20 protein-coding genes and 1 tRNA gene are annotated in these 26,372 nt (G+C 63.1%); 15 read left to right on the top strand and 6 right to left on the bottom strand.

Features of this window, described 5'->3' with window-relative positions; translation table 11 throughout:
• Positions 1-33: 33 nt before the first annotated feature.
• Complete coding sequence (gene uvrA / locus ACQKPS_RS22815; RefSeq protein WP_254481634.1) at positions 34-2,868, bottom strand: excinuclease ABC subunit UvrA; 2,835 nt, start codon at positions 2,866-2,868, stop codon at positions 34-36.
• A gap of 129 nt (positions 2,869-2,997) precedes the next feature.
• Between uvrA and ACQKPS_RS22810 the strand changes: the two genes are divergently transcribed.
• Together ACQKPS_RS22810 and ACQKPS_RS22805 are read left to right on the top strand one after the other, a co-directional pair.
• A complete protein-coding gene (locus ACQKPS_RS22810) occupies positions 2,998-4,392 on the top strand; it encodes an MFS transporter (RefSeq protein ID WP_427605667.1) in 1,395 nt (464 codons plus the stop codon).
• 9 nt (positions 4,393-4,401) lie between these two features.
• A complete protein-coding gene (locus ACQKPS_RS22805; protein WP_103448767.1) occupies positions 4,402-4,950 on the top strand; it encodes a single-stranded DNA-binding protein in 549 nt (182 codons plus the stop codon).
• Between the two features lie 72 nt (positions 4,951-5,022).
• On the opposite strand, the gene ACQKPS_RS22800 is transcribed toward ACQKPS_RS22805, so the two are convergent.
• On the bottom strand, positions 5,023-6,417 hold the full coding sequence (locus ACQKPS_RS22800; RefSeq protein ID WP_427605666.1) for a PLP-dependent aminotransferase family protein: 1,395 nt from the start codon (positions 6,415-6,417) through the stop codon (positions 5,023-5,025).
• A 424-nt stretch (positions 6,418-6,841) separates the two neighbouring features.
• Here ACQKPS_RS22800 and ACQKPS_RS22795 point away from each other — a divergent pair, with 424 nt between their 5' ends.
• From ACQKPS_RS22795 to ACQKPS_RS22750, 10 genes are all read left to right on the top strand, one after another.
• A complete protein-coding gene (locus ACQKPS_RS22795) occupies positions 6,842-7,867 on the top strand; it encodes a TauD/TfdA family dioxygenase (RefSeq protein ID WP_254481631.1) in 1,026 nt (341 codons plus the stop codon).
• Between the two features lie 29 nt (positions 7,868-7,896).
• Positions 7,897-8,682, top strand: a complete 786-nt coding sequence (locus ACQKPS_RS22790; RefSeq protein ID WP_099814604.1) for a sulfite exporter TauE/SafE family protein — start codon at positions 7,897-7,899, stop codon at positions 8,680-8,682.
• A 20-nt stretch (positions 8,683-8,702) separates the two neighbouring features.
• Complete coding sequence (locus tag ACQKPS_RS22785; protein WP_427605665.1) at positions 8,703-9,464, top strand: SDR family NAD(P)-dependent oxidoreductase; 762 nt, start codon at positions 8,703-8,705, stop codon at positions 9,462-9,464.
• A 588-nt stretch (positions 9,465-10,052) separates the two neighbouring features.
• Positions 10,053-13,121 carry a formate dehydrogenase-N subunit alpha gene (gene fdnG / locus ACQKPS_RS22780; protein ID WP_427605664.1) on the top strand — a complete coding sequence of 1,023 codons (3,069 nt, stop codon included), beginning with the start codon at positions 10,053-10,055 and terminating at the stop codon, positions 13,119-13,121.
• A complete protein-coding gene (gene fdxH / locus ACQKPS_RS22775) occupies positions 13,121-14,071 on the top strand; it encodes a formate dehydrogenase subunit beta (protein ID WP_283725264.1) in 951 nt (316 codons plus the stop codon). The genes fdnG and fdxH overlap by 1 nt, the downstream gene beginning before the upstream one ends.
• A complete protein-coding gene (locus ACQKPS_RS22770; protein WP_254481627.1) occupies positions 14,068-14,724 on the top strand; it encodes a formate dehydrogenase subunit gamma in 657 nt (218 codons plus the stop codon). The genes fdxH and ACQKPS_RS22770 overlap by 4 nt, the downstream gene beginning before the upstream one ends.
• Positions 14,725-14,728: 4 nt before the next feature.
• A complete protein-coding gene (gene fdhE / locus ACQKPS_RS22765; RefSeq protein WP_254481626.1) occupies positions 14,729-15,649 on the top strand; it encodes a formate dehydrogenase accessory protein FdhE in 921 nt (306 codons plus the stop codon).
• 152 nt (positions 15,650-15,801) lie between these two features.
• The gene (gene selA, locus ACQKPS_RS22760; RefSeq protein ID WP_254481625.1) at positions 15,802-17,229 is read left to right on the top strand and encodes an L-seryl-tRNA(Sec) selenium transferase; all 1,428 of its coding nucleotides are present in this window, start codon (positions 15,802-15,804) and stop codon (positions 17,227-17,229) included.
• Positions 17,226-19,148 (top strand): selenocysteine-specific translation elongation factor, encoded by a 1,923-nt coding sequence (gene selB / locus ACQKPS_RS22755; RefSeq protein ID WP_427605663.1) that lies wholly within the window; start codon positions 17,226-17,228, stop codon positions 19,146-19,148. The genes selA and selB overlap by 4 nt, the downstream gene beginning before the upstream one ends.
• A gap of 6 nt (positions 19,149-19,154) precedes the next feature.
• A tRNA-Sec gene (locus tag ACQKPS_RS22750) sits at positions 19,155-19,250 on the top strand.
• A 48-nt stretch (positions 19,251-19,298) separates the two neighbouring features.
• On the opposite strand, the gene ACQKPS_RS22745 is transcribed toward ACQKPS_RS22750, so the two are convergent.
• Both ACQKPS_RS22745 and ACQKPS_RS22740 read right to left on the bottom strand, forming a co-directional pair.
• Complete coding sequence (locus ACQKPS_RS22745) at positions 19,299-20,285, bottom strand: asparaginase (protein ID WP_427605662.1); 987 nt, start codon at positions 20,283-20,285, stop codon at positions 19,299-19,301.
• Positions 20,286-20,357: 72 nt separating this feature from the next.
• The gene (locus ACQKPS_RS22740; RefSeq protein ID WP_254481622.1) at positions 20,358-21,800 is read right to left on the bottom strand and encodes an alanine/glycine:cation symporter family protein; all 1,443 of its coding nucleotides are present in this window, start codon (positions 21,798-21,800) and stop codon (positions 20,358-20,360) included.
• Between the two features lie 179 nt (positions 21,801-21,979).
• Between ACQKPS_RS22740 and ACQKPS_RS22735 the strand changes: the two genes are divergently transcribed.
• Positions 21,980-22,789 carry a helix-turn-helix domain-containing protein gene (locus ACQKPS_RS22735; protein WP_254481621.1) on the top strand — a complete coding sequence of 270 codons (810 nt, stop codon included), beginning with the start codon at positions 21,980-21,982 and terminating at the stop codon, positions 22,787-22,789.
• A gap of 5 nt (positions 22,790-22,794) precedes the next feature.
• Here the strand turns inward: ACQKPS_RS22735 and ACQKPS_RS22730 are convergent, their stop codons facing one another.
• Positions 22,795-23,592: a TSUP family transporter gene (locus ACQKPS_RS22730; protein WP_427605661.1), complete on the bottom strand. Its 798-nt coding sequence runs from the start codon at positions 23,590-23,592 to the stop codon at positions 22,795-22,797.
• A 417-nt stretch (positions 23,593-24,009) separates the two neighbouring features.
• Between ACQKPS_RS22730 and ACQKPS_RS22725 the strand changes: the two genes are divergently transcribed.
• Both ACQKPS_RS22725 and ACQKPS_RS22720 read left to right on the top strand, forming a co-directional pair.
• Complete coding sequence (locus ACQKPS_RS22725) at positions 24,010-24,894, top strand: sugar nucleotide-binding protein (protein WP_283725259.1); 885 nt, start codon at positions 24,010-24,012, stop codon at positions 24,892-24,894.
• On the top strand, positions 24,887-25,819 hold the full coding sequence (locus tag ACQKPS_RS22720) for an NAD-dependent epimerase/dehydratase family protein (RefSeq protein ID WP_254481618.1): 933 nt from the start codon (positions 24,887-24,889) through the stop codon (positions 25,817-25,819). Before ACQKPS_RS22725 ends, ACQKPS_RS22720 begins: the two co-directional genes overlap by 8 nt.
• 29 nt (positions 25,820-25,848) lie before the next feature.
• On the opposite strand, the gene ACQKPS_RS22715 is transcribed toward ACQKPS_RS22720, so the two are convergent.
• Positions 25,849-26,292 (bottom strand): winged helix-turn-helix transcriptional regulator, encoded by a 444-nt coding sequence (locus ACQKPS_RS22715; protein ID WP_254481617.1) that lies wholly within the window; start codon positions 26,290-26,292, stop codon positions 25,849-25,851.
• Between the last annotated feature and the right edge of the window lie 80 nt (positions 26,293-26,372).

The raw sequence follows: 26,372 nt of genomic DNA, 5'->3' as shown, positions 1-26,372 counted from the left end.
GCCAGGGGCTTTTTTTCATGTCACCCGCAACCGTCAGGCCCGGTCACGCTCCAGCAGCGGCTTGAGGTAGTGCCCGGTATACGACTGTTTCATCTTGGTCAGCTCTTCCGGGGTACCGCAGGCAATGATCTGCCCGCCCTTGGAACCACCTTCCGGCCCCAGGTCCACCAGCCAGTCGGCTGTCTTGATCACATCCAGGTTGTGCTCGATCACCACCACGGTGTTGCCGTGGTCACGCAGGCGGTGCAGCACGTCCAGCAGCTGCTGGATGTCGGCGAAGTGCAGGCCGGTGGTCGGCTCGTCGAGGATGTACAAGGTCTTGCCGGTGTCGCGCTTGGACAGCTCGCGGGACAGCTTCACCCGTTGCGCCTCGCCACCGGACAGGGTGGTCGCCGATTGCCCCAGCTTGATGTACGAAAGACCCACGTCCATCAGCGTCTGCAGCTTGCGCGCCAGCGCCGGTACCGCATCGAAGAACGCACGGGCATCCTCGATGGTCATTTCCAGCACTTCGTGGATGTTCTTGCCCTTGTACTTGATCTCCAGGGTTTCCCGGTTGTAGCGCTTGCTTTTGCAAACGTCGCAGGGCACGTAGATGTCCGGCAGGAAGTGCATCTCGACCTTGATCAGGCCATCGCCCTGGCAGGCCTCGCAACGGCCACCCTTGACGTTGAACGAGAAGCGCCCAGGGCCGTAGCCGCGCGAGCGCGATTCCGGCACGCCGGAGAACAGTTCGCGAATCGGCGTGAAGATACCGGTGTAGGTAGCCGGGTTCGAGCGCGGTGTGCGGCCGATCGGGCTCTGGTCGATATCCACCACCTTGTCCAGGTGCTGCAGGCCGTCCATGCTGGTGTGCGGCGCAGCTTCCAGGGTGCTTGCACCATTGAGGGCAGTGGCGGCGAGGGGGAACAGGGTGTTGTTGATAAGCGTCGACTTGCCCGAGCCGGACACGCCGGTCACGCAGGTCAGCAGACCGATCGGGATTTCAAGGTCGACGTTCTGCAAGTTGTTGCCGCGTGCGCCCTTGAGCTTGAGCTGCAGTTTTTTGTTGCGCGGGGTGCGCTTGGCGGGCACGACGATCTTCTTGCGGCCGGACAGGTACTTGCCGGTCAGCGAATCTGGGTGGTCCATGACCTCCTGTGGCGAGCCCTCAGCAACGATCTGGCCACCGTGCACGCCGGCACCTGGGCCGATGTCCACCACGTAGTCGGCCAGACGTATGGCGTCCTCGTCGTGCTCCACCACGATCACCGTGTTACCCAGGTCGCGCAGGTGGTTGAGGGTGGCCAGCAGGCGGTCGTTGTCCCGTTGATGAAGACCGATGGACGGTTCGTCAAGGATGTACATCACTCCGACCAGGCCGGCACCAATCTGGCTGGCCAGGCGGATACGCTGGGCCTCACCGCCAGACAGCGTGTCGGCACTGCGATCGAGGGTCAGGTAGTCGAGGCCGACGTTGACCAGGAACTGCAGGCGTTCGCAGATCTCCTTGAGGATCTTTGCCGCAATCTCGCCGCGGCGGCCGGTCAGGGTCAGGTCACCGAAATAGCTGCTGGCCTCACCGATCGGCAGGTTGGTCACTGCCGGCAGGGTCTTCTCGCCAACCCACACGTGGCGGGCTTCGCGGCGCAGGCGGGTGCCACGACAATCCGGGCAGGGCTGGGTGCCGAGGAACTTGGCCAGCTCTTCACGCACGGTGGCCGATTCGGTCTCGCGATAGCGGCGTTCGAGGTTCGGCACGATGCCTTCGAACGGGTGCGAGCGCTTGACGATATCGCCGCGGTCGTTGAGGTACTTGAAGTCGACGCTCTGCTTGCCGCTGCCTTGCAGGATCACCTTCTGGTGCTCGGCTGACAGTTCACCGAACGGCTCTTCCAGGCTGAAGCCGTAATGCGCGGCCAGCGAGCCGAGCATCTGGAAGTAATACACGTTGCGCCGGTCCCAGCCGCGAATCGCGCCTTCGGCCAGGGTCAGCTCGCTGTTGACCAGGCGCTTGGTATCGAAGAACTGCTTCACCCCAAGGCCATCGCAGGTCGGGCAGGCACCGGCCGGGTTGTTGAAGGAGAACAGCTTCGGCTCCAGTTCGCTGATCGCGTGGCCGCACACCGGGCAGGCGAAGCGCGCGGAGAAGATCATCTCTTCGCCGGGCTCGTCGTCCATGGGCGCTACCAAGGCGATGCCATCGGCCAGCTTCAGCGCGGTTTCGAACGACTCGGCCAGGCGCTGTTGCAGGTCGGCGCGGACCTTGAAACGGTCCACTACCACATCGATGCTGTGCTTCTTCTGCTTGTCCAGCTTCGGCAGTTCGTCGAGCTCATAAAGCTTGCCGTTGACCCGCGCACGCACGAAGCCCTGGGCGCGCAACTCGTCGAATACCGCCAGGTGCTCACCCTTGCGCTCGCGCACGACCGGCGCCAGCAGCATCAGCTTGCTGCCTTCAGGGCGCTCCAGTACCAAGTCGACCATCTGGCTGATCGTTTGCGCTTCCAGTGGGATGTCATGGTCCGGGCAGCGCGGCGTACCGACGCGGGCGTACAGCAGGCGCAGGTAGTCGTAGATCTCGGTGATGGTGCCGACCGTCGACCTTGGGTTGTGCGATGTCGACTTCTGCTCGATGGAAATCGCCGGCGACAGGCCTTCGATCGTGTCGACGTCGGGCTTTTCCATCATCGACAGGAATTGCCGGGCATAGGCCGACAGCGATTCCACGTAGCGGCGCTGGCCCTCGGCGTAGAGTGTGTCGAACGCCAGGGACGACTTGCCGGATCCGGACAGGCCGGTGATCACGATAAGCTTGTCCCGCGGCAGGGTCAGGTCGATGTTCTTCAGGTTGTGGGTACGTGCCCCACGAATCAGGATCTTGTCCACTGCGGCCTCGCTCGGCGGGCATAAACAAGGAAGTATACGGCGCGCTGCCAGTACGCGGCAAAGCGTCGCGTAGATGCCGTCAAGCTGTCGGACTGATAGAATCGCCGCCGGTTCACACGAGGTTTATCCATGCACGACACCCACAACGAGCGCATGAGCAGCGGCGAAACCCGCGCTGCTGGCGGCCTGGCCCTGGTCTTTGCCTTTCGTATGCTGGGCATGTTCATGGTCTTGCCGGTGCTGGCCACCTACGGCATGGACCTGGCCGGCGCTACCCCTGCGCTGATCGGCCTGGCGATAGGCGCCTATGGCCTGACCCAGGCGGTATTGCAGATCCCGTTCGGGATGATTTCCGACCGCATTGGCCGCCGGCCCGTCATTTACCTGGGGCTGGTGGTCTTTGCCCTGGGTAGCCTGCTGGCGGCTCAGGCAGACTCCATCTGGGGGGTAATCGCCGGGCGTATCCTGCAGGGCGCCGGAGCGATTTCCGCCGCGGTCATGGCCTTGCTCTCGGACCTGACCCGCGAGCAGCACCGGACCAAGGCGATGGCGATGATCGGCATGAGCATCGGCTTGTCGTTTGCCGTGGCCATGGTCATCGGCCCATTGCTCACAAGCCACTTCGGCTTGTCAGGATTGTTCCTGGCTACCGCAGGACTAGCGCTGGTGGGTATCCTGCTGATTGCCTTTGTCGTCCCCAATACCCACAGCACATTGCAGCATCGCGAGTCGGGTGTGGCGCGCCAGGCACTCGGCCCGACCCTGCGTCATCCGGACCTTCTGCGCCTGGATGCGGGCATTTTCATCCTCCATGCCATCCTCATGGCCAGCTTCGTCGCGCTGCCGCTGGCCTTCGTCGAACGCGGAGAGCTGCCCAAGGAGCAGCACTGGTGGGTATACCTGACCGCGCTGTTGATCTCATTTTTTGCAATGATCCCGTTCATCATCTACGGCGAAAAAAAGCGCAAGATGAAACGCGTCCTGGCCGGTGCGGTCAGTGTCCTGCTGCTGACGGAAGTGTTCTTCTGGCAGTGGGCTGACGGTTTGCGCGGACTGGTGATTGGCACCGTGGTATTCTTTACCGCATTCAACCTGCTGGAGGCCTCGTTGCCTTCGCTGGTGAGCAAGGTGTCGCCTGCTGGTGGCAAGGGGACGGCGATGGGGGTGTATTCCACCAGCCAGTTCCTCGGCGCTGCCCTGGGAGGCATCCTCGGTGGCTGGCTGTTCCAGCACGGCGGGCTGAACATGGTGTTCCTTGGTTGCGCAGTCCTGTGTGCCATCTGGTTGGTCGTCGCCTTGCGCATGAACGAGCCGCCCTATGTGACCAGCCTGCGCATGCCGCTGACGCCAGAGGCCGTTCGGGAAGCCGGCTTGACCGAGCGCCTGATGGCCGTGCCGGGTGTGACCGACGCCGTGGTGGTGGCAGATGAAGCCGCCATCTATATCAAACTGGATACGAAAATTTTGGACCGTGCGACCCTCGAGCGACTGGTGAATCCAGCCTCTTCGGCGTGCGAAGCCTAGGAGAACGTTATGGCCCGTGGGGTTAACAAAGTCATTCTGGTCGGCACCTGTGGCCAGGATCCCGAAGTCCGCTACCTGCCCAACGGTAACGCCGTGACCAACCTGAGCCTGGCCACCAGCGAGCAGTGGACCGACAAGCAGTCGGGCCAGAAGGTCGAGCGTACCGAGTGGCACCGTGTGTCGCTGTTCGGCAAGGTTGCCGAAATCGCCGGCGAGTACCTGCGCAAAGGTTCGCAGTGCTACATCGAAGGCAAGCTGCAGACCCGCGAGTGGGAAAAGGACGGCATCAAGCGTTACACCACCGAGATCATCGTTGACATCAACGGCACCATGCAGCTCCTCGGCGGTCGTCCGCAGGGCCAGCAGCAGGGCGGTGACCCGTACAATCAGGGTGGCGGCAACTACAACCAGGGTGGCGGCCAGCAGCAACAGTACAACCAGGCCCCGCCACGCCAGCAGGCCCAGCGCCCGCAGCAGCAACAGCGCCCGGCGCCGCAGCAGCCAGCACCGCAGCCGGCAGCTGACTTCGACAGCTTCGATGACGATATTCCGTTCTGATTGAACGGTCTGGCGTCTGGCTGGAACCAAAGAACCCAGGGCATGTGCCCTGGGTTTTTTTATGCCTGCCGTTTAGTAAAACAACCGTGGCTCTGGCGAATCCAGCAGGCTCGCCAGCTTGGTCAGGGCAAAGCCCAGCTCCTGGCGGCTGGGGGCCATCAAAGCAATGCGCACTCCGCACACGGCGTGGCTGCGCTCGGGCAGGAACTGGCTGCCACTGACCACCGTGACACCATTGTTGCGCGCTAGATTGGCGAACTCGTCACTGGTCCAGGGCTCAGGCAGTTCCAGCCAGATGTGGAAGCTGTTGGGCTGGCTGCGGATGCTGTACTTGCCCAGGATCTCGCCCGCCATTTGCTGGCGCGCAGCCGCTTCTTCCTGCTGCACCTGCACCAGCTGGTCGGCCATGCCGCTGTTGATCAGGTTGCTGGCCAGCTGCGCCATCAACGGCGACGGCATCCAGACGCTGCTGCGCACCATCGACGACAGCCGCGAGAGGGTTTGCGGCGGGGCGTACAGGTAGCCGATGCGTAGCGCCGGCAGCACGCTTTTGGACAGGCTGGTGAGGTACACCGAGCGTTCAGGGGCATAGGCGGCAAGCGGCTGGTAATCCGGGGCGGGTTCGAGAAAGCCGTAGATGTCGTCATCGACGATGAACAGGTCGAACTCGCGAGCGATCTGCGCAATGGCCTCGCGCCGCGCGTGGGGCATGATCGAGTTGGTCGGGTTCTGGTGCGTGGTGACGCAAACCAGTAGCGAAGGGCGGTGTTCCAGGCATGCTGCACGCAGTGCCTCGGGAATCAGGCCGAACTCGTCCATGGCCACACCGCGCAGGCGACGGCCCATGCTGTGGGCCAGGGAGATGATGCCTGGGTAGCAGAACGACTCGCACAGCACCACGTCATCACTCTTCGACAGGCTGCTGATGGCCACCAGCAAGCCATGCTGGGCGCCGGACGTCAGCACCACCTGCTGCCAGCGGGCTTCGGGTAGCCAGCGCCTGATCCAGGCCGCACCTGCCTGCTTGTGCGTCGCATGGCCGCCTTCGGTGACATAGTCCAGCACCTGGGCCAGGTCGGGCGCCTCGGCCAGCTCGTTGATGGCGCCGCGCAGCCAGTCGGTCATGTGGGCGTCATTGGGCTTGATGATCGACAGGTCGATCTGTCCGCTTTCGCGCTCGGTGCTGGCAGGCCCAGGCCGCGCAGGCGGGGCAGGGGGCTGCGCCTGACGTTGCGGCAGCACGAACGTCCCGCGCCCGACTTCGCCCACCACCAGGCCACGCTTGGCGGCTTCGTCATAGGCTCGGCCGATGGTGCCGGGGGTCACGCCCAGTGACTCGGCCAGATCCTTGAGGGTTGGCAAGCGATCGCCGGCCACCAGCCGGCCACTGCCGATGTCCTGCTCCAGGGCGTCGGCAATCATCAGGTAGACCGGCTGCGCCAGGTCGCTGTAATGAGGAACCCACATAGAAATGGCACCAGAATCTGCGAGAACGCGAAAGCCTAGCACGAATGGTCTGATGGAAGTAATTGTGTTTTCCTACACGTAAATTACATCGATTGAATCGCATCGATATTCCGATCGTCATCTTCGAGAAGCGTCGCTTGCCAGAGCTCGAGCTGCTTGGGTTACGTCGCCTCACGTTGAGAAAATAGAAACCCTTTTGAAATCAATGGCTTGATTTGATCGATGCAATCGTCGCCCTGTACGCAACATGAAAGGCATTGAGTCGATGTTATTTTTGTAATTACAATGATTGCGTCGATTCAATGCGCGAAGCTTTCACCGGCTTCAGTCGCTCAATCGTCCCGCTGTGACCGGCTTCATAAAACACAAACATCTGCCGCCGACACCGACTGGCCTCAGGCCGCAACATGGAATATCACTGCAAATGGAAAGTGCACACCTGCATCAAGGCGCTGAGCTTCAAGCCTCACTGGAGATCCGTCTGCCCTGGGTCATCTCCAGCGCCTGGCAAACCCTGCTGAACAACACACCGCTCGACTTCGAGACAAGCAAGGAAATCTATCCACAGCTCAAGGACCAGGCGCAGGACGTGCTGGGCAAGGCGCTGTGCCAACAGATGCGTGGCTTTGTCGCGGACCCGTACCTGACCAGCATGATCGTGCGCAATTGCCCGCGGGATCGTGATGTTCCGCCCACGCCTTACTCAGGTGTGCTCAGCCCGCGCAGCACGCCGGTCGCGTGCCTGGTCAGCCTGACCATGCAGAGCCTGATGGAGATCAACCCGGTGGTCTACGAGGGCGAAAACGATGGCCGGCTGTTCCGCCATGTTATTCCGTCGCGCCATTCATCCAGCCACAAGAGCTCCCATGGCTCTCGGCTGCGCTTCTCCTATCACGTGGACAACCCGGACCTGCCGCTGTCTTCCGAGCCCCTTGGCGCCACTTCGTGCTGCCCGGAGTACCTCTCGTTCTTTGGCATGCGTTGCGACCCGCGCATCAGCACCACCCTGGTCAGCCTTGATGCCGTGGTGGCGGCATTGCCCGCAACCACCGTGCGCGAACTGTGCCTGCCACAGTTCGAGATCCGCCGCCCTGACTCGTTTAGCGGCAACCGCCGTTGCACGGCCGAACTCCCGATTCTGGTGCGCGGCCATGCCGGTGAATGGTTGTGCCGTTTCGACAGCGAAAACACCCACGGTCTCAACCTGCGGGCCGAGCAGGCGCTGGCCAGCTTGCGCGGCGTGCTGGAAACCCGTCGCTTCGACGAACCACACCTGCTGCTGCCGGGCGACTTCATGGTCTTCAAGAACCAGCGTGTGCTGCATGCCCGCGATGGCTTCGAGCCGCAGAACGATGGCGCAGACCGCTGGCTGTTGCGTCTGTTCGCGGTCAACGACCTGAACCGCGTGCATTTCGTCCGGGCCGACCACCTCTACGAAGTGCTCTCCTGATTTTTTACTGACTCGACGGACGTACCGATATGGAACTGTTAGGCGCCTTCTGGGCGGAACACTGGTTACTGGCGATCCTGATGCTGGGCGCCATCGCATTCGTTGCCGGCTTTGTCGACAGTATCGCCGGGGGTGGCGGGCTGTTTCTGGTGCCGGGCTTTCTGCTGGTGGGCATGCCACCGCAGGTTGCCCTGGGGCAAGAGAAGCTGGTCAGTACCCTGGGCACCCTCGCGGCCATCCGCAACTTCCTGGCCAACAGTAAGATGGTCTGGCAGGTGGCACTGGTCGGTGTGCCATTTTCATTGCTCGGGGCTTACCTGGGCGCGCACCTGATCGTCTCGATCCCCCAGGAAACCGTGGGCAAGATCATCCTGGCGCTGATCCCGTTCGGCATCCTCATCTTCCTCACCCCCAAGGACCGCCCGGTGGAGGAGCGCGAGCTGTCGCCGCGCATGCTGTTCACCGTGGTTCCGCTGACCTGCCTGGCCATTGGCTTCTACGACGGTTTCTTCGGTCCCGGCACCGGCAGCATGTTCATCATCGCGTTCCACTACCTGCTGCGCATGGACCTGGTCTCCAGCTCCGCCAACTCCAAGACCTTCAACTTCGCCTCCAACATCGGCGCGCTGGTGGCGTTCGTCATGGCGGGCAAGGTCGTTTACCTGCTGGCACTACCGCTGGTGGCCTGCAACATCCTCGGCAACCACCTGGGCAGCGCCCTGGCCCTGCGCAAAGGCAATGAAGTGGTGCGCAAGGCGCTGGTGTTCTCAATGCTCTGCCTGTTTACCAGCCTGGGTGTTAAGTACCTGGCCTGACCTTTCAAAGGAGATAATTGATGAAAACTGCATTCGTGACCGGCGCTTCTTCGGGCTTTGGTCTGGCCATCTGCCGCACCCTGATCGGCAAGGGTTATCGTGTGATCGGCGCCGCCCGGCGCATGGACAAGCTGCAAGCGCTGGAAGCCGAGTTGGGCGTCAATTTCATTGCGCTGGCGCTGGATGTCACCGATCCGCAGTCGATCGAGGCGGCGTTTGAACAAGTCCGTGACGCCTCGCTGCAAATTGACCTGCTGGTGAACAATGCCGGGCTGGCGCTGGGTGTCGACCGTGCCCAGGCCAGCAGCAGCGAGAACTGGCAGCAGATGATCGACACCAACATCACCGGCCTGGCCATGGTGACCCACAAGGTCCTGCCGCAGATGGTGGAAGCCGATAGCGGCATGATCATCAACATGGGGTCCATCGCCGGCACCTATCCGTACCCGGGCGGCAATGTGTATGGCGCCAGCAAGGCCTTCGTTCGCCAGTTTAGCCTCAACCTGCGCGCCGACCTCGCAGGCACCCGTGTGCGGGTGAGCAATATCGAACCGGGCTTGTGCTCGGGTACCGATTTCTCGGTGGTGCGCCTGAACGGTGACCTGGATGCCGTGCAAGCGCTGTACCGCGACGTGGAGGCCATCCAGCCCGAAGATATCGCCGCCACGGTGGCCTGGATTGCCGAGCAACCGGGGCATGTGAATATCAACACCGTCGAGATCATGCCGGTGGCCCAGAGCAGCGCGGCTCTCAATGTGGCGCGTAATCTGCCGCGGTGTTGATTGGCGTATGCAATGACTGACTGGGGCCTGCTCAACGTTATCCTCAGACCCAGCCGCCTCACTAATTGCTTCTACTGAAGTTGGTGTGCTGACAGCCCTAGGTACTCGCCAAACCATGTGCAGCGCCTATGAGATCGAGCGCCGCCCACGCGGCGCATCGCGGATAAATCCGCTCCTACATCCGTTTCGAGCCAGTTATTCCAGGGACCTTGCGTGCGCCGCCTTGGCACATGCCTGGACATAGGTGTACCGGCAGCAGCGATACCTTCGATTACGAATGGAAAAACAAGGCGGACAGCGGTGGCCTGTCAGGAGGAATTGGCCCGAAACAGATGTAGGAGCGGATTTATCCGCGATGCGCCGCGTGGGCGGCGCTCGATCTCACAGGCGCTGAAGAGCTCAAGGCATACACCGGCAGCCCCAACGCAACCCCCAGACACAATCAATCCCCCCTCCCGTGACTCATGTCATCGCACCTTCTCGTTTCTTGACTAGTCTTATCTACTGGCGGCCATCAATTGGCCGCCACCGTGACTACCAAGAGGCGCCGGCCATGTTCCGTGCGTCAAACCTGATCAGGAGTGCACGATGGATCTCAACCGTCGGCAGTTCTTCAAGGTCGCCGCTGTCGGCCTTGGAGGCTCGAGCCTGGCGGCGTTGGGCATGGCCCCGACGCCGGCCTTCGCCGAGCAGGTGCGCCACTTCAAGCTGGCGCATACGAAGGAAACCCGCAACACTTGCCCTTACTGCTCGGTCGGCTGCGGGCTGATCATGTACAGCCAGGGCGATGCGGGCAAGAACGTCAAACAGAACATCATCCACATCGAAGGCGACGCCGATCACCCGGTCAACCGTGGCACCCTGTGCCCGAAAGGTGCCGGCCTGCTCGACTTCATCCACAGCCCCAGCCGCCTCAAGTACCCCGAAGTGCGCAAGCCGGGCAGCAACGAGTGGGTGCGGGTCAGCTGGGACGAGGCGCTCGACCGCGTTGCCGATCTGATGAAGAGGGACCGCGACGCGAACTTCATCGAGAAGAATGCCCAGGGGCAAACGGTAAACCGCTGGCTCACCACCGGTTTCCTCGCTGCTTCCGCCGCCTCAAGCGAGGCTGGCTACCTGACCCACAAGGTCGTCCGCGCTACAGGCATGCTGGGGTTCGATAACCAGGCACGTGTCTGACATGGCCCGACGGTGGCAAGTCTTGCCCCGACGTACGGCCGTGGCGCCATGACCAACCACTGGTCCGATATCGCCAACGCGAATCTGGTCCTGGTAATGGGTGGCAACGCAGCAGAAGCGCATCCATGCGGCTTCAAATGGGTGACCGAGGCCAAGGCACACAACCAGGCGCGGCTGATCGTGGTCGACCCGCGGTTTACCCGTACCGCTTCGGTGGCGGACTACTACGCGCCGATCCGTACCGGTACCGACATCGCCTTCATGGGTGGGCTGATCAACTACCTGCTGAGCAATGACAAGATCCAGCACGAGTACGTGCGCAACTACACCGACGTGTCGTTCATCGTTAAAGAAAGCTATGGCTTCGAGGACGGGCTGTTCAGCGGCTACGACGAGGCCAAGCGTGTGTATGCGGATAAGTCCGGCTGGGGCTACGAGCTGGGCGAGGATGGTTTCGCCAAAGTCGACCCGACCTTGCAGCACCCCCGCTGCGTGTACCAGCTGATGAAACAGCACTACAGCCGCTACACCCCGGAACTTGCCAGCATGACCTGCGGCATGCCGCAGGACGCCATGATGAAAGTCTGGGAAGAGATCGCCACCTGCTCGGTACCGGGCAAGACCATGACGATCCTCTACGCACTCGGCTGGACGCAGCATTCCATCGGCGCGCAGATCATCCGCAGTGCGGCCATGGTCCAGTTGCTGCTGGGTAACGTCGGCATGCCGGGTGGCGGGGTCAACGCCCTGCGCGGGCATTCGAACATTCAGGGCCTGACCGACCTCGGCCTTCTGTCCAATTCACTGCCGGGCTACCTGACCCTGGCAGGCGATGCCGAGCAGGACTACGCCGCCTATATCGACAAGCGCGCTTCCAAGCCGCTGCGCCCGGGGCAGCTGTCGTACTGGCAGAACTACGGCAAGTTCCACGTCAGCCTGATGAAGGCCTGGTATGGGCCGAACGCGACGGCGGAAAACAACTGGGGCTATGACTGGCTGCCCAAGCTCGATGTGCCGGCATACGACGTGCTGCGCATGTTCGAAATGATGAGCCAGGGCAAGGTCAACGGCTACATGTGCCAGGGCTTCAACCCGATCGCTGCGCTACCGGACAAGAACCGCGTCACTGCGGCCCTGGGCAAGCTCAAGTGGCTGGTGATCATGGACCCGCTGGCCACCGAAACCTCGGAGTTCTGGCGCAACGCCGGGCCGTTCAACGATGTCGACACGGCCAATATCCAGACCGAGGTGATCCGCCTGCCCACCACCTGTTTCGCCGAGGAGGATGGTTCCCTGGTCAACAGCAGCCGCTGGCTGCAGTGGCACTGGAAGGGCGCCGACGGCCCGGGCGAGACCCGCACCGACGTGCAGATCATGAGCGAGCTGTTCATTCGCCTGCGCCAGCGCTATCAGGCAGAAGGCGGGGCCTATCCAGACGCCATCATGAACATCCACTGGCCGTACAAGATTCCTGAAGAGCCCTCACCGGAGGAGCTGGCCAGGGAGATGAACGGCTGGGCAGTGACTGATGTCACCGACCCGACCGGTGCGGTCATCAAGGCTGGCCAGCAGCTGTCCGGCTTCGGCCAACTCAAGGATGACGGCAGTACCGCCTCCGGCTGCTGGATCTTCGCCGGCTGCTGGACCGAGCAAGGCAACCAGATGGCCCGCCGCGACAACAGCGACCCGTACGGCATGCACCAGGTGCAGAACTGGGCCTGGGCGTGGCCGGCCAACCGCCGCATCCTCTACAACCGCGCGTCCAGCGACCCGCAAGGCAAGCCGTGGGAGCCGGAGAAGAAGCGCCTGGTGTGGTGGAACGGCAAGGCCTGGACCGGCACCGATGTGCCCGACTTCAAGGTCGACTCGCCACCCGAGGCGGGAATGAACCCGTTCATTATGAACCCCGAAGGTGTGGCACGGTTCTTCGCCATCGACAAGATGGCCGAAGGCCCGTTCCCCGAGCACTACGAGCCGTTCGAGACGCCGATTGGCATCAACCCGCTGCACCCGCAGAACAAGAAGGCCACCAGCAACCCGGCCGGGCGGATCTTCGATTCCGTGTGGGACACCCTTGGCAAGCACGAGGAGTTCCCGTACGCGGCGACCACCTACCGGCTGACCGAGCACTTCCACTTCTGGAGCAAGCACTGCCGCCTCAATGCCATCGCCCAGCCCGAGCAGTTCGTCGAGATCGGCGAGGTGCTGGCCAACGAAAAAGGCATCAAGGCCGGTGACCGGGTGCGGGTGTCGAGCAAGCGTGGCCATATCGACGCGGTGGCGGTGGTGACCAAGCGGATTCGCCCGCTGCAGGTCAACAACCAGACGGTGCACCAGATCGGCATCCCGCTGCACTGGGGCTTCACCGGGACCACGCGGCATGGCTACCTGACCAACACCCTGGTGCCGTTCCTTGGTGATGGCAACACCCAGACGCCAGAGTCCAAGTCGTTCCTCGTCAAAGTGGAGAAACTCTGATGGCCAGCCAAGACATCATCGCCCGCTCGGCCACCACCACCGTTCCGCCTTCGGTACGCCAGCTGGACGAGGTCGCCAAACTGATCGACACCACCAAGTGCATCGGTTGCAAGGCCTGCCAGGTGGCGTGCTCGGAATGGAACGAACTGCGTGACGAGGTCGGCCACAACCACGGCACCTATGACAACCCCCAGGACCTCACCGCCGAAACCTGGACCCTGATGCGCTTCACCGAGCACGAACGCGACGACGGCAACCTGGAGTGGCTGATTCGCAAGGACGGCTGCATGCACTGCGCCGAGCCGGGCTGCCTGAAGGCCTGCCCTAGCCCGGGCGCGATCATCAAGCATGCCAACGGCATCGTCGACTTCAACCAGGACCACTGCATCGGCTGCGGCTACTGCATCACCGGCTGCCCGTTCAATATCCCGCGCATCTCGCAGAAGGACCACAAGGCGTACAAGTGCACTCTGTGTTCCGACCGCGTGACCGTGGGCCTGGAGCCGGCCTGTGTAAAGACCTGCCCGACCGGGGCGATCGTGTTCGGCACCAAGGAGGAGATGAAGGTGCATGCCGCCGAGCGTATCGTCGACCTCAAGTCACGCGGCTTCGAGCAGGCCGGGCTGTACGACCCGGACGGTGTCGGCGGCACCCACGTGATGTATGTGCTGCACCACGCCGACACACCGAAGCTGTACGCCGGCCTGCCGGACCAACCGGTGATCAGCCCGCTGGTGGGCTTGTGGAAGGGCTTCACCAAACCGCTGGCGCTGTTGGCCATGGGCGCGGCGGTGCTGGCCGGGTTCTTCCACTACGTGCGGGTTGGCCCGCAGCGGGTCGAGGAAGACGAGCACCCGACGGCACCGGATAACAGCGTGCACACGGTGGACCCTGCGGTGCATGTCTATGACCCGACCAAGCCCGGCGGGCAAGGGGAGCAGCGGCCATGAACGATAACAAACCCATCCTGCGCTACAACGCCAACGAGCGGACCAACCACTGGATCGTCGCCATCCTGTTCATGACGGCAGGCCTTTCCGGGCTGGCGCTGTTCCACCCGGCACTGTTCTGGCTCAGCCATCTGTTTGGCGGCGGGCCATGGACACGCATCCTGCACCCATTCCTGGGCGTGGCGATGTTCGTGTTCTTCCTCGGCCTGGTGGTGCGCTTCTGGCGCGCCAACTTCATCACCGCCAACGACCGCCTGTGGCTGCGCCGCGTTGACCGGGTGATGCTGAACCAGGAGGAGGGAGTGCCACCGATCGGCAAGTACAACGCCGGGCAGAAGTTGCTGTTCTGGACACTGCTGGTGTGCATGCTGGTGTTGTTGCTCAGCGGCGTGGTGATCTGGCGCGCGTATTTCAGCCAGCTGTTCGGTATCGAGGTCATTCGCCTGTCGGCGCTGGCCCATGCCCTGGCGGCTTTCGTGCTGATCCTCAGCATCATCGTGCACATCTACGCCGGTATCTGGATCAAGGGCTCGATCGGCGCCATGCTGCATGGCTGGGTCAGCCGCGCCTGGGCACGCAAGCACCATGAGTTGTGGTACCGCGAAGTGACCGGCGACAAGACGCCGGGCAATCACGGGCGAAAAGAAGGATGAGCGCTTGAGCACGATACTCGAACCCGGGCAGATCGAGGCGTCGGCAGTGATGCCGCCGTTTCTGCATCTGCCGCCCCCCAATCTGTTTGCACTGCGCGCAGCACGCCTGGAGCACTTGGCTGAGGGCAATGCGCTTGGCGACTACCTGCTGCTGATCGCTCAACTGTGCCGCGTCCAGCAGCAGCTTGTGGATAACCCTCCCGATAGTTTGCCGGTGGCCGAGGAGCGCCAGCGCTTGTGCATAAGTCATGGCCTGCCGCCGTTGGCAGCCGACGGCCTGGTACGGGAGGGGCCTTGGCTGGTCTGGTTAGAGGCCTTGCTCTTGCACTTCGATAGCGAGGCCAATGGCGCGCTGGGCGAAGCACTGCAGGCCCTGCGCGACAGTGACGACAGCCAGCGCAAGGGCTGGGGGATCGCCTTGCTGGCCGGCCAGTACGATGCGGTGCCGGCGGCGTTGGTACCGTTCATTGGCGCCGCCTTGCAGGCAGCCTGGTCGAGCTGGTTGCTGGCGTTGCCAGTACCTGAACTGAAGCCCGCCGGTAGTCTGGCGCAGTGCCCGGCCTGCGGTTCGCCGGCAATGGCCGGGGTGGTGCGCAACCGTGGCAAGCATAACGGTCTACGTTACCTGGCGTGTTCGCTGTGTGCCTGTGAGTGGCATGTGGTGCGGGTCAAGTGCGTGTATTGCGAATCGAGCAAGGATCTGCGTTACACCAGCCTCGAAGACGACCGCCACGCGCCGGGCAAGGCGCCGCTACGGGCCGAATGCTGCCCGGGATGCTCAAGCTACCTGAAGCAGCATTATCTGGAAAACGATGCGGCGGCCGAGCCGCTGGCTGATGACCTGGCCAGTCTGGCGCTGGATATCAGGCTGGACGAGGAGGGCTTCCATCGCCTGGCACCCAACCTGCTGCTCGCGCCCGGGTAGTGTCTACACTGTAATACCGAGTCGCCTGCTTCGCGGGTAAACCCGCTCCCACAAGCTGCCGCGCAACCTGAAGGCTGGCGCTGGACCTGTGGGAGCGGGTTTACCCGCGAAAGGGCCATCAAAGACAACGGATCAGTCCAAGGTAGTACTGCATGTCCTCCAGCCTAGCCAGCGACACCCCACGCCTACCCTCCATCGACACCCTCCTGCGCCACCCGGCCTGCCTCGCGCTGACCGACCGCCACGGCCGCGACATCGTGCTGGCCACCCTGCGCCAATTGCTCGATGACCTGCGCGACCCCGCCCGTCACGGCTACCTCGGCGCCGCCGAACTGGCCCCTGAAATCCTCCTCGGTCGTGCAGGCGAACGCCTTTCGATCCAGCAACGCAGCCAGGTCCGCCGCGTATTCAACCTTACCGGCACCGTGCTGCACACCAACCTCGGTCGCGCGCTGCTGCCCGAGGAGGCGGTCGAGGCCATGCAGACTGCCGCCCGCTACCCGCTCAACCTGGAGTTCGACCTGGCCACCGGCAAACGCGGCGATCGCGACGACCTGATCGAAGGCCTGATCCGCGAGCTGACCGGTGCCGAGGCCGTCACCGTGGTCAACAACAATGCCGCCGCCGTACTGCTGGCGCTCAACAGCCTGGGCGCACGCAAGGAGGGCATCATCAGTCGCGGCGAACTGATCGAGATTGGCGGTGCCTTCCGCATTCCCGACATCATGGCAAGGGCCGGGGTGAAGCTTCACGAAGTCGGCACCACCAACCGCACCCACGCCCGCGACTATGAAGCCGCCATCGGCCCGCGCACCGGCCTGCTGATGCGCGTGCACTGCAGCAACTACAGCATTCAGGGCTTTACCCATCAGGTACCGACTGCCGAACTGGCGCGTATCGCTCACCAGCATGACTTGCCACTGCTCGAAGACCTCGGCAGCGGCAGCCTGCTTGACCTCACGCGCTGGGGCCTGCCCGCCGAACCGACGGTGCGCCAGGCCTTGGCCGATGGTGCCGATATCGTCACGTTCAGTGGCGACAAGCTGCTGGGCGGCCCCCAGGCCGGGATCATCGTCGGTAGCAAAGCCTTGATCGCCAGGATCAAGAAGAACCCGCTCAAGCGCGCACTGCGGGTCGACAAGATCACCCTCGCCGCGCTCGAGGCGGTGCTGGCGCTATACCGCAACCCTGATCGCCTGGCCGAACGCTTGCCGAGCCTGCGCCTGCTGACCCGCGGCCAGGCCGGGATCCAGGCCCAGGCCGAACGCCTGGCTCCGGAGCTCAAGGCGCACCTTGGTGAGCAATGGCAAGTCAGCGTCGAGCCGGCGCTGGGCATGATCGGCAGCGGCAGCCAGCCAGTGGCGCGGCTGCCCAGTGCGGCGCTGTGCCTGCGCCCGCTCGTGTCGAAGAAGCTGCGCGGGCGCAGCCTGCATGTGCTGGAGCGTGCCTTGCGCGACCTGCCGGTACCGGTGCTTGGGCGCATCGCTGGCGACGCCCTGTGGCTCGACCTGCGCCAGCTCGACGATGAGGCCCAGTGGCTGGCGCAGTTGCCGGCCCTACAACTTGGGCCCGTGCAATGATCGTCGGCACCGCCGGCCACATCGACCACGGCAAGACCGCGCTGCTTCAGGCCCTCACCGGCCAGGCCGGGGATCAGCGCCAGGAAGAGCGCGCGCGTGGCATGACCATCGACCTCGGCTACCGCTACGCGGCGCTGGCCGAAGGGGCTGCATTGACTGGCTTCATCGATGTGCCGGGCCATGAGCGGTTCATCCACAACATGCTGGCCGGCGCCCATGGCATCGACCTGGTGCTGCTGGTGGTGGCCGCTGACGATGGGGTGATGCCTCAGACCCGGGAGCACCTGGCGATCATCGAGCTGCTGGGGATTCCCCAGGCGCTGGTGGTGATCAGCAAATGTGACCGGGTCGAGCCCGCTCGTCTGGCAGAGGTGCAGGCGCAGGTCAGGGAGTTGCTGGCGGCGGGGCCTTACGCAAAGGCACGGCAGTTCCCCGTGTCGAGCATCACCGGGCAGGGTATCGAGGTGTTGCGTCGAGCCTTGCTGGAGGCCGAAGTGCGGGTGCGTCAACGCAGCGCACGCGGGGGCTTTCGCCTGGCCGTCGATCGCGCCTTCGCCGTGACCGGTGCCGGGGTGGTGGTGACCGGCACGGCGCTGGCCGGGCGTGTCAGTGCCGGCGACACATTGCTGCTGGGCAAGGCCGGCAAGCCGGTACGGGTGCGTGGCTTGCACGCGCAGAACCAGGTGGCGTTGGTGGCCGAGGCCGGCCAGCGGGTGGCGTTGAACATCAGCGCTGAGCGCCTCACGGTAGAGCAGGTGCACCGAGGCGACTGGCTGGTGCCGGAATGGCTGCATGCGCCCAGCGTGCGAGTCGATATCGAACTTTGCCTGCTTCCCGGCGAAACCCGCCTGTTCGAGCATTTCCGTGCGGTACATGTACACCTTGGCACTCAGGATGTGACGGCACGGGTGGCGTTGCTTGAAGGTGAAACCCTGGCTGCCGGCCAGCGCATGTTTGCCCAGTTGCTGCTCAACGCACCCTTGCAGGCGGTACACGGCGACCGTCTGGTGCTACGGGACCAGCGTGCGCAGCGCACCCTGGGCGGCGGCAAGGTGCTCGATCCGTTCGCGCCAAGTCGACAGCGCCGTAGTGAAGAAAGGCTGCGCCAGCTGCAGGTGCTGCGTGATGCAGATGGCCTCGAGGACGCACTGCCGGCCTTGCTCGCCAGTGCGCTCGGCGGCCTTGACCCGCAGCGCCTGGAGCGCCAGTTCAATCGCCAGCGTGATACCTGGCGCTTGCCCGATGATGTGTTGGTGGTAGCCACGCGCCAAGGCCCGCTGTTGTTTGCCAGAAGCCAATGGCAAGCACTCAGGCAGCAGGTGCTCGAGCAGCTGGCGCGCTTCCATGAGCAGGAGCCTGACCAGCTCGGCCCGGACCGCGACCGCCTGCGCCGCTTCGCCGCCTTGCCGCTTGAGCGCCCGGCGTTTGTCAGCTTGCTCGATGAGCTGCTCAATGACGAAATGATCGCCAGCAGCGGACCGTGGCTGCATCTGCCTGATCACAAGGTGCAGTTGAGCGCCGCCGACAGCGCGCTGTGGGAGCGGCTGCAGCCGAAGTTGCTCGCAGGGCAATATGACCCACCTTGGGTCCGGACGCTGGCTACTGAGGAAAAGTGCGCGGAGGCGGATGTGCGCCTGTTGCTGCGTAAGCTGGCCCGGCTGGGCCTGGTACACCAGGTGGTGCGCGACCTGTTCTATCCTGAGGTGACGCTGAGGCGCATGGCAGAGCTGCTGCTGCGGCAGGCTAACGACACGCCAGTAGTGCAGGTTGCTGCGTTTCGCGATATGTTGGGCATCGGTCGCAAGCGCAGTGTGCAGATTCTCGAGTATTTCGACCGCATCGGCCTGACCCGTCGGGTGGCTGACCAACGCTACATCCGCGCCGACAGCGCACTGGCCCAACAGCAGGCCAGGCACTGAGTTCAAGGAAGGCAATCGCGCCCGGTGGCGCGGCCGGGCTTCAAACCCGGTTGGGGACGGCAGCCGTTCCCGGGCAGGTTCGACTCCCGCTGCCTTCCGCCATTTCTCTTGCCTGTCAAGGCCGCGAAGAGGCCACGATCAGGCCGAAACCTAGGCCCGCTCCCCGCAAAGATCCAGCGCGAACCATTGCTCCGCTGCATCCGCGTTTAGCCCGGCACCCAGCAGCGCAAACATCTTGCCCAGCGCCGCTTCGCGGGTCATGCCGCCAGCACTGACCAGTCCAGCCGCGCGCAGGCGGTTGCCTGCCGCATAGGTATCGAACACGACCGAACCTTCGGGGCACTGGCTGATGGCAGCCAGCAGCACACCACGCTGGCGCGCTGCACGCAGCACTTCCAGCAGCGCCTGGTCATCCGACGGCCCGGTGCCACTGCCATAGCATTCCAGCAGCAACCCTTGCACGCCGCTGTCGAGCAATCCCTTCAGGTGCCCGGCTTGCAGGCCCGGGAACACCGGCATCACCGCCAGGTTGACTGGCTGACGCTGCTGGCGATAGCTCAGGGCGGCAGGCAATTCGGCGGCACGCTCGCCTTCACGGTGGCGCGGCAGTGCAGCGAAGGCGTCGAAGGCCTCGCTGCGCAGCTTCGAAGCCCGGCAGCCATGCAGCAACTGGCCATGGAAGTACAGCTGCACGCCAGCCTCCAGGCCCTGTTCGAACAGGCGCAAGGCCCCGCACAGGTTGCCCCAGGCATCGCTGCCCGGCGCGCCAGCCGGCAACATCGAGCCGGTCAGCAGTACCGGCACCGGCAGGCCCAGCAACAGGAACGACAGCGCTGCGGCACTGTAGGCCAGGCTGTCGGTACCGTGCAGCAGCAGCACGCCGTCATGGCCTGCGTCCACCGCCGCGACGATGGCATCGCGCATCGCCAGCCAGTTGTGCTGTTGCATGTTGGCGCTGTCGAGCAGCGGGTTCATTTCCTGCAGTGTCCATTGCACCTGGGGTGCGTCGGTCAACTGGGCCAGGTGTTCGCGCATCCGCGCGTCGAAACCGCCAGCCGGCGCCAGGCCTTCGGCGGTTTCGAGCATGCCGATGGTGCCACCGGTGTAGAGCACGAGAAGATTCTTGACAGCACGCATGGAAAACATCCGTAGCGGTGAGCGGAGGTGAAGCAGCCGCCCACGGACGGGGCGGCCAGGCAGGGGAGGATATCAGCGCTGCGTCTGAACTTGGCCAGCTGCCGCGTCGGTGGCGGTTTCCGCCTGCGGATTGGCAGGCCAGGCGTTACGGTCCAGGTCCAGGTCGGCGAATTTCGACGAATCGAACACCGGCTGCTGGATGCCGGCCTTGCGCTGTTCGTCGTAGTCGCGCATTACCCGCAGGCCGACTTTGAACAGCAGTGCCAGGGCCACCAGGTTGACGAAGGCCAGGCAGGTCATGGTGATGTCGGCGAAGGCGAATACGGTCGACAGGTCCTGCATCGAACCCCATACCACCAGCGCCAGTACCAGGGCGCGGAATACCAGCAGTACCAAGCGGTTGCGGCTGAGGAACTGCAGGCTGTTTTCACCCAGGTAGTAGTTGTAGAGGATGCAGGTGAACACGAACAGCGACAGTGCCACGCTGACGAACAGACGGCCCCAGTCACCGACCACGGCGGCCAGCGAGTTCTGGGTCAGGACGATGCCGTCACCTTCGAAGCCCGGGGTGTAGAAGCCCGACAGCAGGATCAGCAGCGCGGTGCAGGTGCAGATCACGAAGGTGTCGAGGAACACGCTGAACGCCTGGACCACGCCCTGGGCGCCCGGGTGTTTCACAGCGGCCACGGCAGCCACGTTTGGCGCGCTGCCCAGGCCCGCTTCGTTGGCGAACACGCCACGCTTGACGCCCATGACGATGGCGCTGCCGAGCAGGCCACCGAACGCCGGGTCAAGGCCGAAGGCGCTCTTGAAGATGGTTTCCAGCATGGCTGGCACGTGGTCGATCTGGGTGCCGATCACGTACAGGGTCACGCCGATGTAGGCCAGGGTCTTGACCGGTACCAGCAGGTCGGACACTGCGGCAATGCGCTTGATGCCACCGATGAAGGTGATGGCCAGCAGCACGGCAAGGACGATGCCGGTGTGCTTGGGGTCGAAGGCGAAGGCATTCTGCAGCGAGTGGGTCACGGTGTACGACTGCAGGCCGATGAAGGCGAAGCCATAGGTGACCAGCAGCAGGATCGAGAACACGATGGCCATGCTCTTGAGCTTCAGGCCGTGCTGGATGTAGTAGGCCGGGCCGCCACGGTACAGGCCGTCGCCGTCAGCGCGCTTGTAGACCTGGGCCAGGGTGCATTCGAAGAAACTGCTGGCCATGCCGACCAGGGCAGTGACCCACATCCAGAACACCGCGCCTGGGCCGCCCAGGGTCACGGCGATACCGACACCGGCGATGTTACCGGCGCCAACTCGGCCGGCTAGGCTCAGCATCAGGGCCTGGAAGGAGCTCAGCTGGCCTGCCTGGCCACGCAGCGATTCCTTGAATACAGCAAACATGTGGCCGAAGTGGCGGAACTGGACGAACCGCGAACGGATGGTGAAGTAACCGCCGAGACCGACGATCAGCACGATGAGGAGTTTTCCCGAAAGGAAATCGTTGAGTGCTTCGAGCATTGGAAAATGACCTCGATTCTTATTCTTCGCATGGAATGAACAGCGGACGGCAGGCGTATCGCTATTCGTTGGCGCGCATGGTTGGCCATGACAAAGGCGGTTACAATTTCGCGGGTTGCTCTAATTTGGTGCGACTTGATGCTACAATGGCGTCAATCGCGTCACCCGAGCCCCTAAGCATGAGCGATCATTTCGCTACCAACCTCAAACTGGCGTGCAGCCATTACCGCTCTATCTCCGAAGTTTGCCGCCAGCTTTCGATAAACCGTGCGCAATTCAACAAGTACCTGAGCGGGCAGAGCCGTCCGACGGCTTACAACCTCAAGCGCATCGGTGATTTCTTCGGCGTTGAAGATTACGAGCTGAATTTGCCGCCCGAGCAGTTCAGTCGCCTGATCGGTGCTCGTGCGTCGACACCGGCCGAGCAGGCCGGTGACCCGATCAGCGAACTGTTCCGCCCGCTGCATGATCACGCCGGTAACCTGTCGCGTTATTGTGGCTACTACCTGGAATACTCCAACTGCATGTCCGTCCCGGGCACCATCCTGGTGTCGTTGGTGCACCTGTGGGAGGAGCGTGGCCGCTATTTGTTCGAGCGCCAGGAACGCCAGGAACGCTCCAGTGCCACCGACCCACATGCCGAGGTGCGTTGCCGCTATCTTGGGGCGGCGTTCCAGTTGCAGGACCGGATGTTCCTGGTCGACTACGAATCGTTGACCTTCAACGAGATGAGCCAGACCATCCTCATCCCCAGCTTCAAGAGCCGCATCACCCGCCTGAACGGCCTGAAGGCCGGGGTCTCCAGCGGCGATCGGCGCAACCCGGCCTGCACCCGGGTGGTGTGGGAGTACCTGGGGGAGGAGATCAATCGCATCAATGCCTATCGGCAGGTCAGGCTGTACCAGCCGGATGATCCACGGATCGATGACGATGTGCGTGAGCGGTTGAGTGTGGGGCCGTTGCGTAACAGCCTGTTCGAGATCGAGTGAAATATCTAGCGCAGCGCTGTGTAAGCGCGCAGCCACTCCGCTACCGGATGACCATCACCCAGCAACAACTTCACTGCCATCAGGCAACACACTGTGATCAACAGTGGTTTGATCAATTGCGGCCCGAAGTAGAGGGCGCAACGAGCGCCGAGTTGAGCGCCGAGGATGGCGCAGGCTGCCATGGCCAGCGCCAAAGGCCATATGATGGCCCCACCGAAGGCAAACACCGACAATGCTCCAAGGTTGCAAGATGCATTGAGCAGTTTGCTGCTACAGATTGCCTGCATGAGAGGCTGCCCCAGCAGCAGTGTGAAGGCGACCATGAAGAATGAACCGGTACCCGGGCCAAAAATCCCGTCATAGAAACCAATGCCTGGAGCAACCACGAGCGCAAAGTAGAAATACGACAGCCGCCGCTTGCGGTCCTGATCTTCAAGCTTGGGGCTGAGTGCAAAGTAGGCAGCGACTGCTATCAGCAAGAACGGCGCAGTTGCTTCCAGGACCGCTCTGTCGAGCAAGCTGATCGACAAGGCCCCTACCGCACCACCTGCGAATGACAGCAAAGCCATTGGCCAGTCTGTTCGCCATTGGATCATTCGCTTGCGGGCGAACGCCCAGACTGCTGAAGAACTGGCCGAGGAGGCCTGGAACTTGTTGGTAGCCATTGCCGCCAGCGGATCGACTCCAGCAATGAATAACGCCGGAAGCGTGAGTAAACCACCGCCGCCTGCGATGGCGTCGAAGAAGCCTGCCATCAATGCAGTGGCGGCAAGGATCAACAAAGTTGAAGTTTCGATTTCCATACTTGGTTATCCAGTCTTATCCGCTAACGACGAGTGGATCTGATTGAAGCACCAGAGGTTCTGAGTGTGGCGCATATGCAAACAGCCGAACCAGTAGCCTCCTGTTATCAAGAATGGTGTCCCGAGAATGCAAGTTGAAATGAGCAACATCGTGTAATTCTTCGCTATAGCTCCCTGTCATTGTTTTGTCCTGGCCTGTAGGGCTTCTGTGAAACTTTCGAAGATAAGGGAGCTATTTAGGCAACTTTTTTTGATGTTGGATGCAGGACCTGGCCACTCGAAGGCGTAGGAATATTCCTGCGAGGTGGTGGCTCCGAGGCGCATTAGTAGCAGCGCACCCTAGGGTTGGACTTCCCCGCCCGGAAACCGCAAAATGACTCCCTTCGCTCAATCAACCTGTTCGGATCTGCTGACTCTATGCGTATGCGCCTGATGCTGTTGGGTGGTGGCAATGCCCTTGGGCAAGCGCTGATTCGTCTCGGGGCCGAGGAGGACATCGCATTCCTGGCTCCGCGCCCGCCAGAAAACGGCTGGGCTCCGGCCAGCCTCACTCAGCTGCTCGACGATCATCGCCCCGATGCCTTGGTCAACCTGGCCTATTACTTCGACTGGTTCCAGGCCGAGTCGGTCAGCGAACAGCGACTGGCCCAGCAGGAGCGCGCAGTGGAGCGGCTGGCGGAGTTGTGCCAGCATCACCAGATCACCCTGGTGCAGCCTTCCAGCTACCGGGTGTTCGACGGTTCGCGGGCCACGGCCTACAGCGAAAAGGACGAACCGGTGCCCCTGGGCCAGCGTGGCCAGGCCTTGTGGCGTATCGAGCAGAGCGTGCGTGCGGCGTGCCCGCAGCATGTGCTGCTGCGCTTCGGCTGGTTGCTGGACGAAAGCATCGACGGTGCCTTGGGCCGCTTCCTGACCCGCGCCGAGCAACCCCAGGAACTGCTGCTGGCCGATGACCGCCGCGGCAACCCGACGCCGGTCGACGACGCCGCGCGGGTGATCCTGTCGGTGCTCAAGCAGCTCGATTGCAGCGCGCCGCTGTGGGGCACCTATCACTACGCCGGCAACGAGGCGACCACGCCGCTGGCACTGGGCCAGGCAATCCTCAGCGAGGCCGGGCAGTACCGTCAGCTGGCCGTGCAGGCCCCGACGGCGCAAGCCCATGCCGCACGGCCGGATGCCAGTGAGGAGCCGCAGCACGCGGTACTGGCCTGCAAGAAAATTCTTCACACCTTCGGCATCAAGCCGCGTGCCTGGCGCGCTGGCTTGCCGCCACTATTGGATCGATTCTACCGCCATGGCTGATGCCCCCATCCTGATCACCGGCGGCGCCGGCTTCATTGGCTCTCACCTGTGCGATGCGTTGCTGGCCAAGGGCTATGCCGTACGTATCCTCGACGACCTTTCCACCGGCAAGCGTGACAACCTGCAACTGGGCAACCCGCGCCTCGAGCTGATCGAAGGCGATGTGGCGGACGCCGCGCTGGTTCAGCGTGCCGCCGCCGGTTGCGGTGCCGTGGTCCACCTGGCTGCAGTGGCGTCGGTGCAGGCCTCGGTCGAAGACCCGGTCAAAACTCACCAGAGCAACTTCATTGGCACCCTCAACGTGGCCGAGGCCATGCGTGTGCATGGCGTGCGCCGTGTGCTTTTCGCATCGAGCGCAGCGGTATACGGCAACAATGGTGAAGGCGAGTCGATTGCCGAGGACACGCCCAAGGCACCGTTGACGCCCTATGCCGTGGACAAGCTGGCCAGCGAGCAGTACCTGGATTTCTACCGCCGCCAGCATGGCCTGGAGCCGGTGATATTCCGCTTCTTCAACATATTCGGGCCGCGTCAGGATCCTTCCTCGCCGTATTCCGGGGTGATCAGCATCTTCAGCGAGCGGGCGGCCCAAGGCTTGCCGATCACCGTGTTTGGTGATGGCGAGCAGACCCGTGACTTCCTCTACGTCGGCGACCTGGTGCACGTGATGGTACAGGCACTGGAGCAACCGCAGGTGGAAGAGGGCGCGGTGAACGTGGGCCTGAACCAGGCGACTTCGCTGAACCAGATGCTCAAGGCGCTGCAGCAGGTGGTGGGCAGCTTGCCGGCGGTCAGCTACGGCCAGGCGCGTTCGGGTGACATTCGCCATTCCCGTGCGGACAACCAGCGTTTGCTGGCGCGCTTCGACTTCCCGCAGCCGACCCCGATGGTCGAGGGCTTGGCTAAGTTGCTCGGCAGGGCTTGAGATAGCTGGGGCTGCAAAGCGGCCCCAGTTCACGTATGCCGTACAACCTTGCGTAGGCAATCCTGTGCCGTGAGCAGCCGGCCATCTTCCGCTCGCACCTGCAGAATCCCGACTGGCCGCCCCTTGGCGCTGTCCACCAGCTCAGACCGCGTTTCCCCCGCCTCGAACAGAAAGCGCTCCCCCCACTGGCGCAACCCCACCACGATCGGAAACACCGAGCGCCCTTTCTCGGTCAGCACATATTCCTTGTAGGCACTGCCATCCGAGGCCGGCTGCAAAGCCAACAGCCCACTCTCCACCAGCCATTTCAGCCGTGACGCCAGGATGTTCTTCGCCAGCCCGAGGTTCTTCTGGAACTCGCTGAAACGGCGAAGGCCATCGAAGGCATCGCGCAGGATCATCAGCGCCCAGCGGTCACCCAGCACTTCCAGCGCCCGAGCCACGGGGCATTGAGCGTTCACTTCATCGAGCATGGGGGGCACCTCCGTTGTTCGTCTGGTTGCAGATTAAAACCACATTTGCTAAATATCCATCCTGTGGTTTCAATTTGAAA

Origin of the sequence: Pseudomonas sp. NPDC086566 (assembly GCF_050280885.1) — a bacterium.
GTDB classification, from domain to species: domain Bacteria; phylum Pseudomonadota; class Gammaproteobacteria; order Pseudomonadales; family Pseudomonadaceae; genus Aquipseudomonas; species Aquipseudomonas vlassakiae.
Note: the sequence above shows the minus strand (reverse complement) of the source record. Positions and strands in the feature narration are given on the sequence as shown.

What these genes read in the sequence shown, in the direction of transcription:
- ACQKPS_RS22810 (WP_427605667.1), top strand. Translation starts at nt 2,998, where the DNA reads ATGCACGACACCCACAACGAGCGCATGAGCAGCGGCGAAACCCGCGCT.
- ACQKPS_RS22805 (WP_103448767.1), top strand. Translation starts at nt 4,402, where the DNA reads ATGGCCCGTGGGGTTAACAAAGTCATTCTGGTCGGCACCTGTGGCCAG.
- ACQKPS_RS22800 (WP_427605666.1), bottom strand. Translation starts at nt 6,417, where the DNA reads ATGTGGGTTCCTCATTACAGCGACCTGGCGCAGCCGGTCTACCTGATG.
- ACQKPS_RS22795 (WP_254481631.1), top strand. Translation starts at nt 6,842, where the DNA reads ATGGAAAGTGCACACCTGCATCAAGGCGCTGAGCTTCAAGCCTCACTG.
- ACQKPS_RS22790 (WP_099814604.1), top strand. Translation starts at nt 7,897, where the DNA reads ATGGAACTGTTAGGCGCCTTCTGGGCGGAACACTGGTTACTGGCGATC.
- ACQKPS_RS22785 (WP_427605665.1), top strand. Translation starts at nt 8,703, where the DNA reads ATGAAAACTGCATTCGTGACCGGCGCTTCTTCGGGCTTTGGTCTGGCC.
- fdxH (WP_283725264.1), top strand. Translation starts at nt 13,121, where the DNA reads ATGGCCAGCCAAGACATCATCGCCCGCTCGGCCACCACCACCGTTCCG.
- ACQKPS_RS22770 (WP_254481627.1), top strand. Translation starts at nt 14,068, where the DNA reads ATGAACGATAACAAACCCATCCTGCGCTACAACGCCAACGAGCGGACC.
- selA (WP_254481625.1), top strand. Translation starts at nt 15,802, where the DNA reads ATGTCCTCCAGCCTAGCCAGCGACACCCCACGCCTACCCTCCATCGAC.
- selB (WP_427605663.1), top strand. Translation starts at nt 17,226, where the DNA reads ATGATCGTCGGCACCGCCGGCCACATCGACCACGGCAAGACCGCGCTG.
- ACQKPS_RS22745 (WP_427605662.1), bottom strand. Translation starts at nt 20,285, where the DNA reads ATGCGTGCTGTCAAGAATCTTCTCGTGCTCTACACCGGTGGCACCATC.
- ACQKPS_RS22740 (WP_254481622.1), bottom strand. Translation starts at nt 21,800, where the DNA reads ATGCTCGAAGCACTCAACGATTTCCTTTCGGGAAAACTCCTCATCGTG.
- ACQKPS_RS22735 (WP_254481621.1), top strand. Translation starts at nt 21,980, where the DNA reads ATGAGCGATCATTTCGCTACCAACCTCAAACTGGCGTGCAGCCATTAC.
- ACQKPS_RS22730 (WP_427605661.1), bottom strand. Translation starts at nt 23,592, where the DNA reads ATGGAAATCGAAACTTCAACTTTGTTGATCCTTGCCGCCACTGCATTG.
- ACQKPS_RS22725 (WP_283725259.1), top strand. Translation starts at nt 24,010, where the DNA reads ATGCGTATGCGCCTGATGCTGTTGGGTGGTGGCAATGCCCTTGGGCAA.
- ACQKPS_RS22720 (WP_254481618.1), top strand. Translation starts at nt 24,887, where the DNA reads ATGGCTGATGCCCCCATCCTGATCACCGGCGGCGCCGGCTTCATTGGC.
- ACQKPS_RS22715 (WP_254481617.1), bottom strand. Translation starts at nt 26,292, where the DNA reads ATGCTCGATGAAGTGAACGCTCAATGCCCCGTGGCTCGGGCGCTGGAA.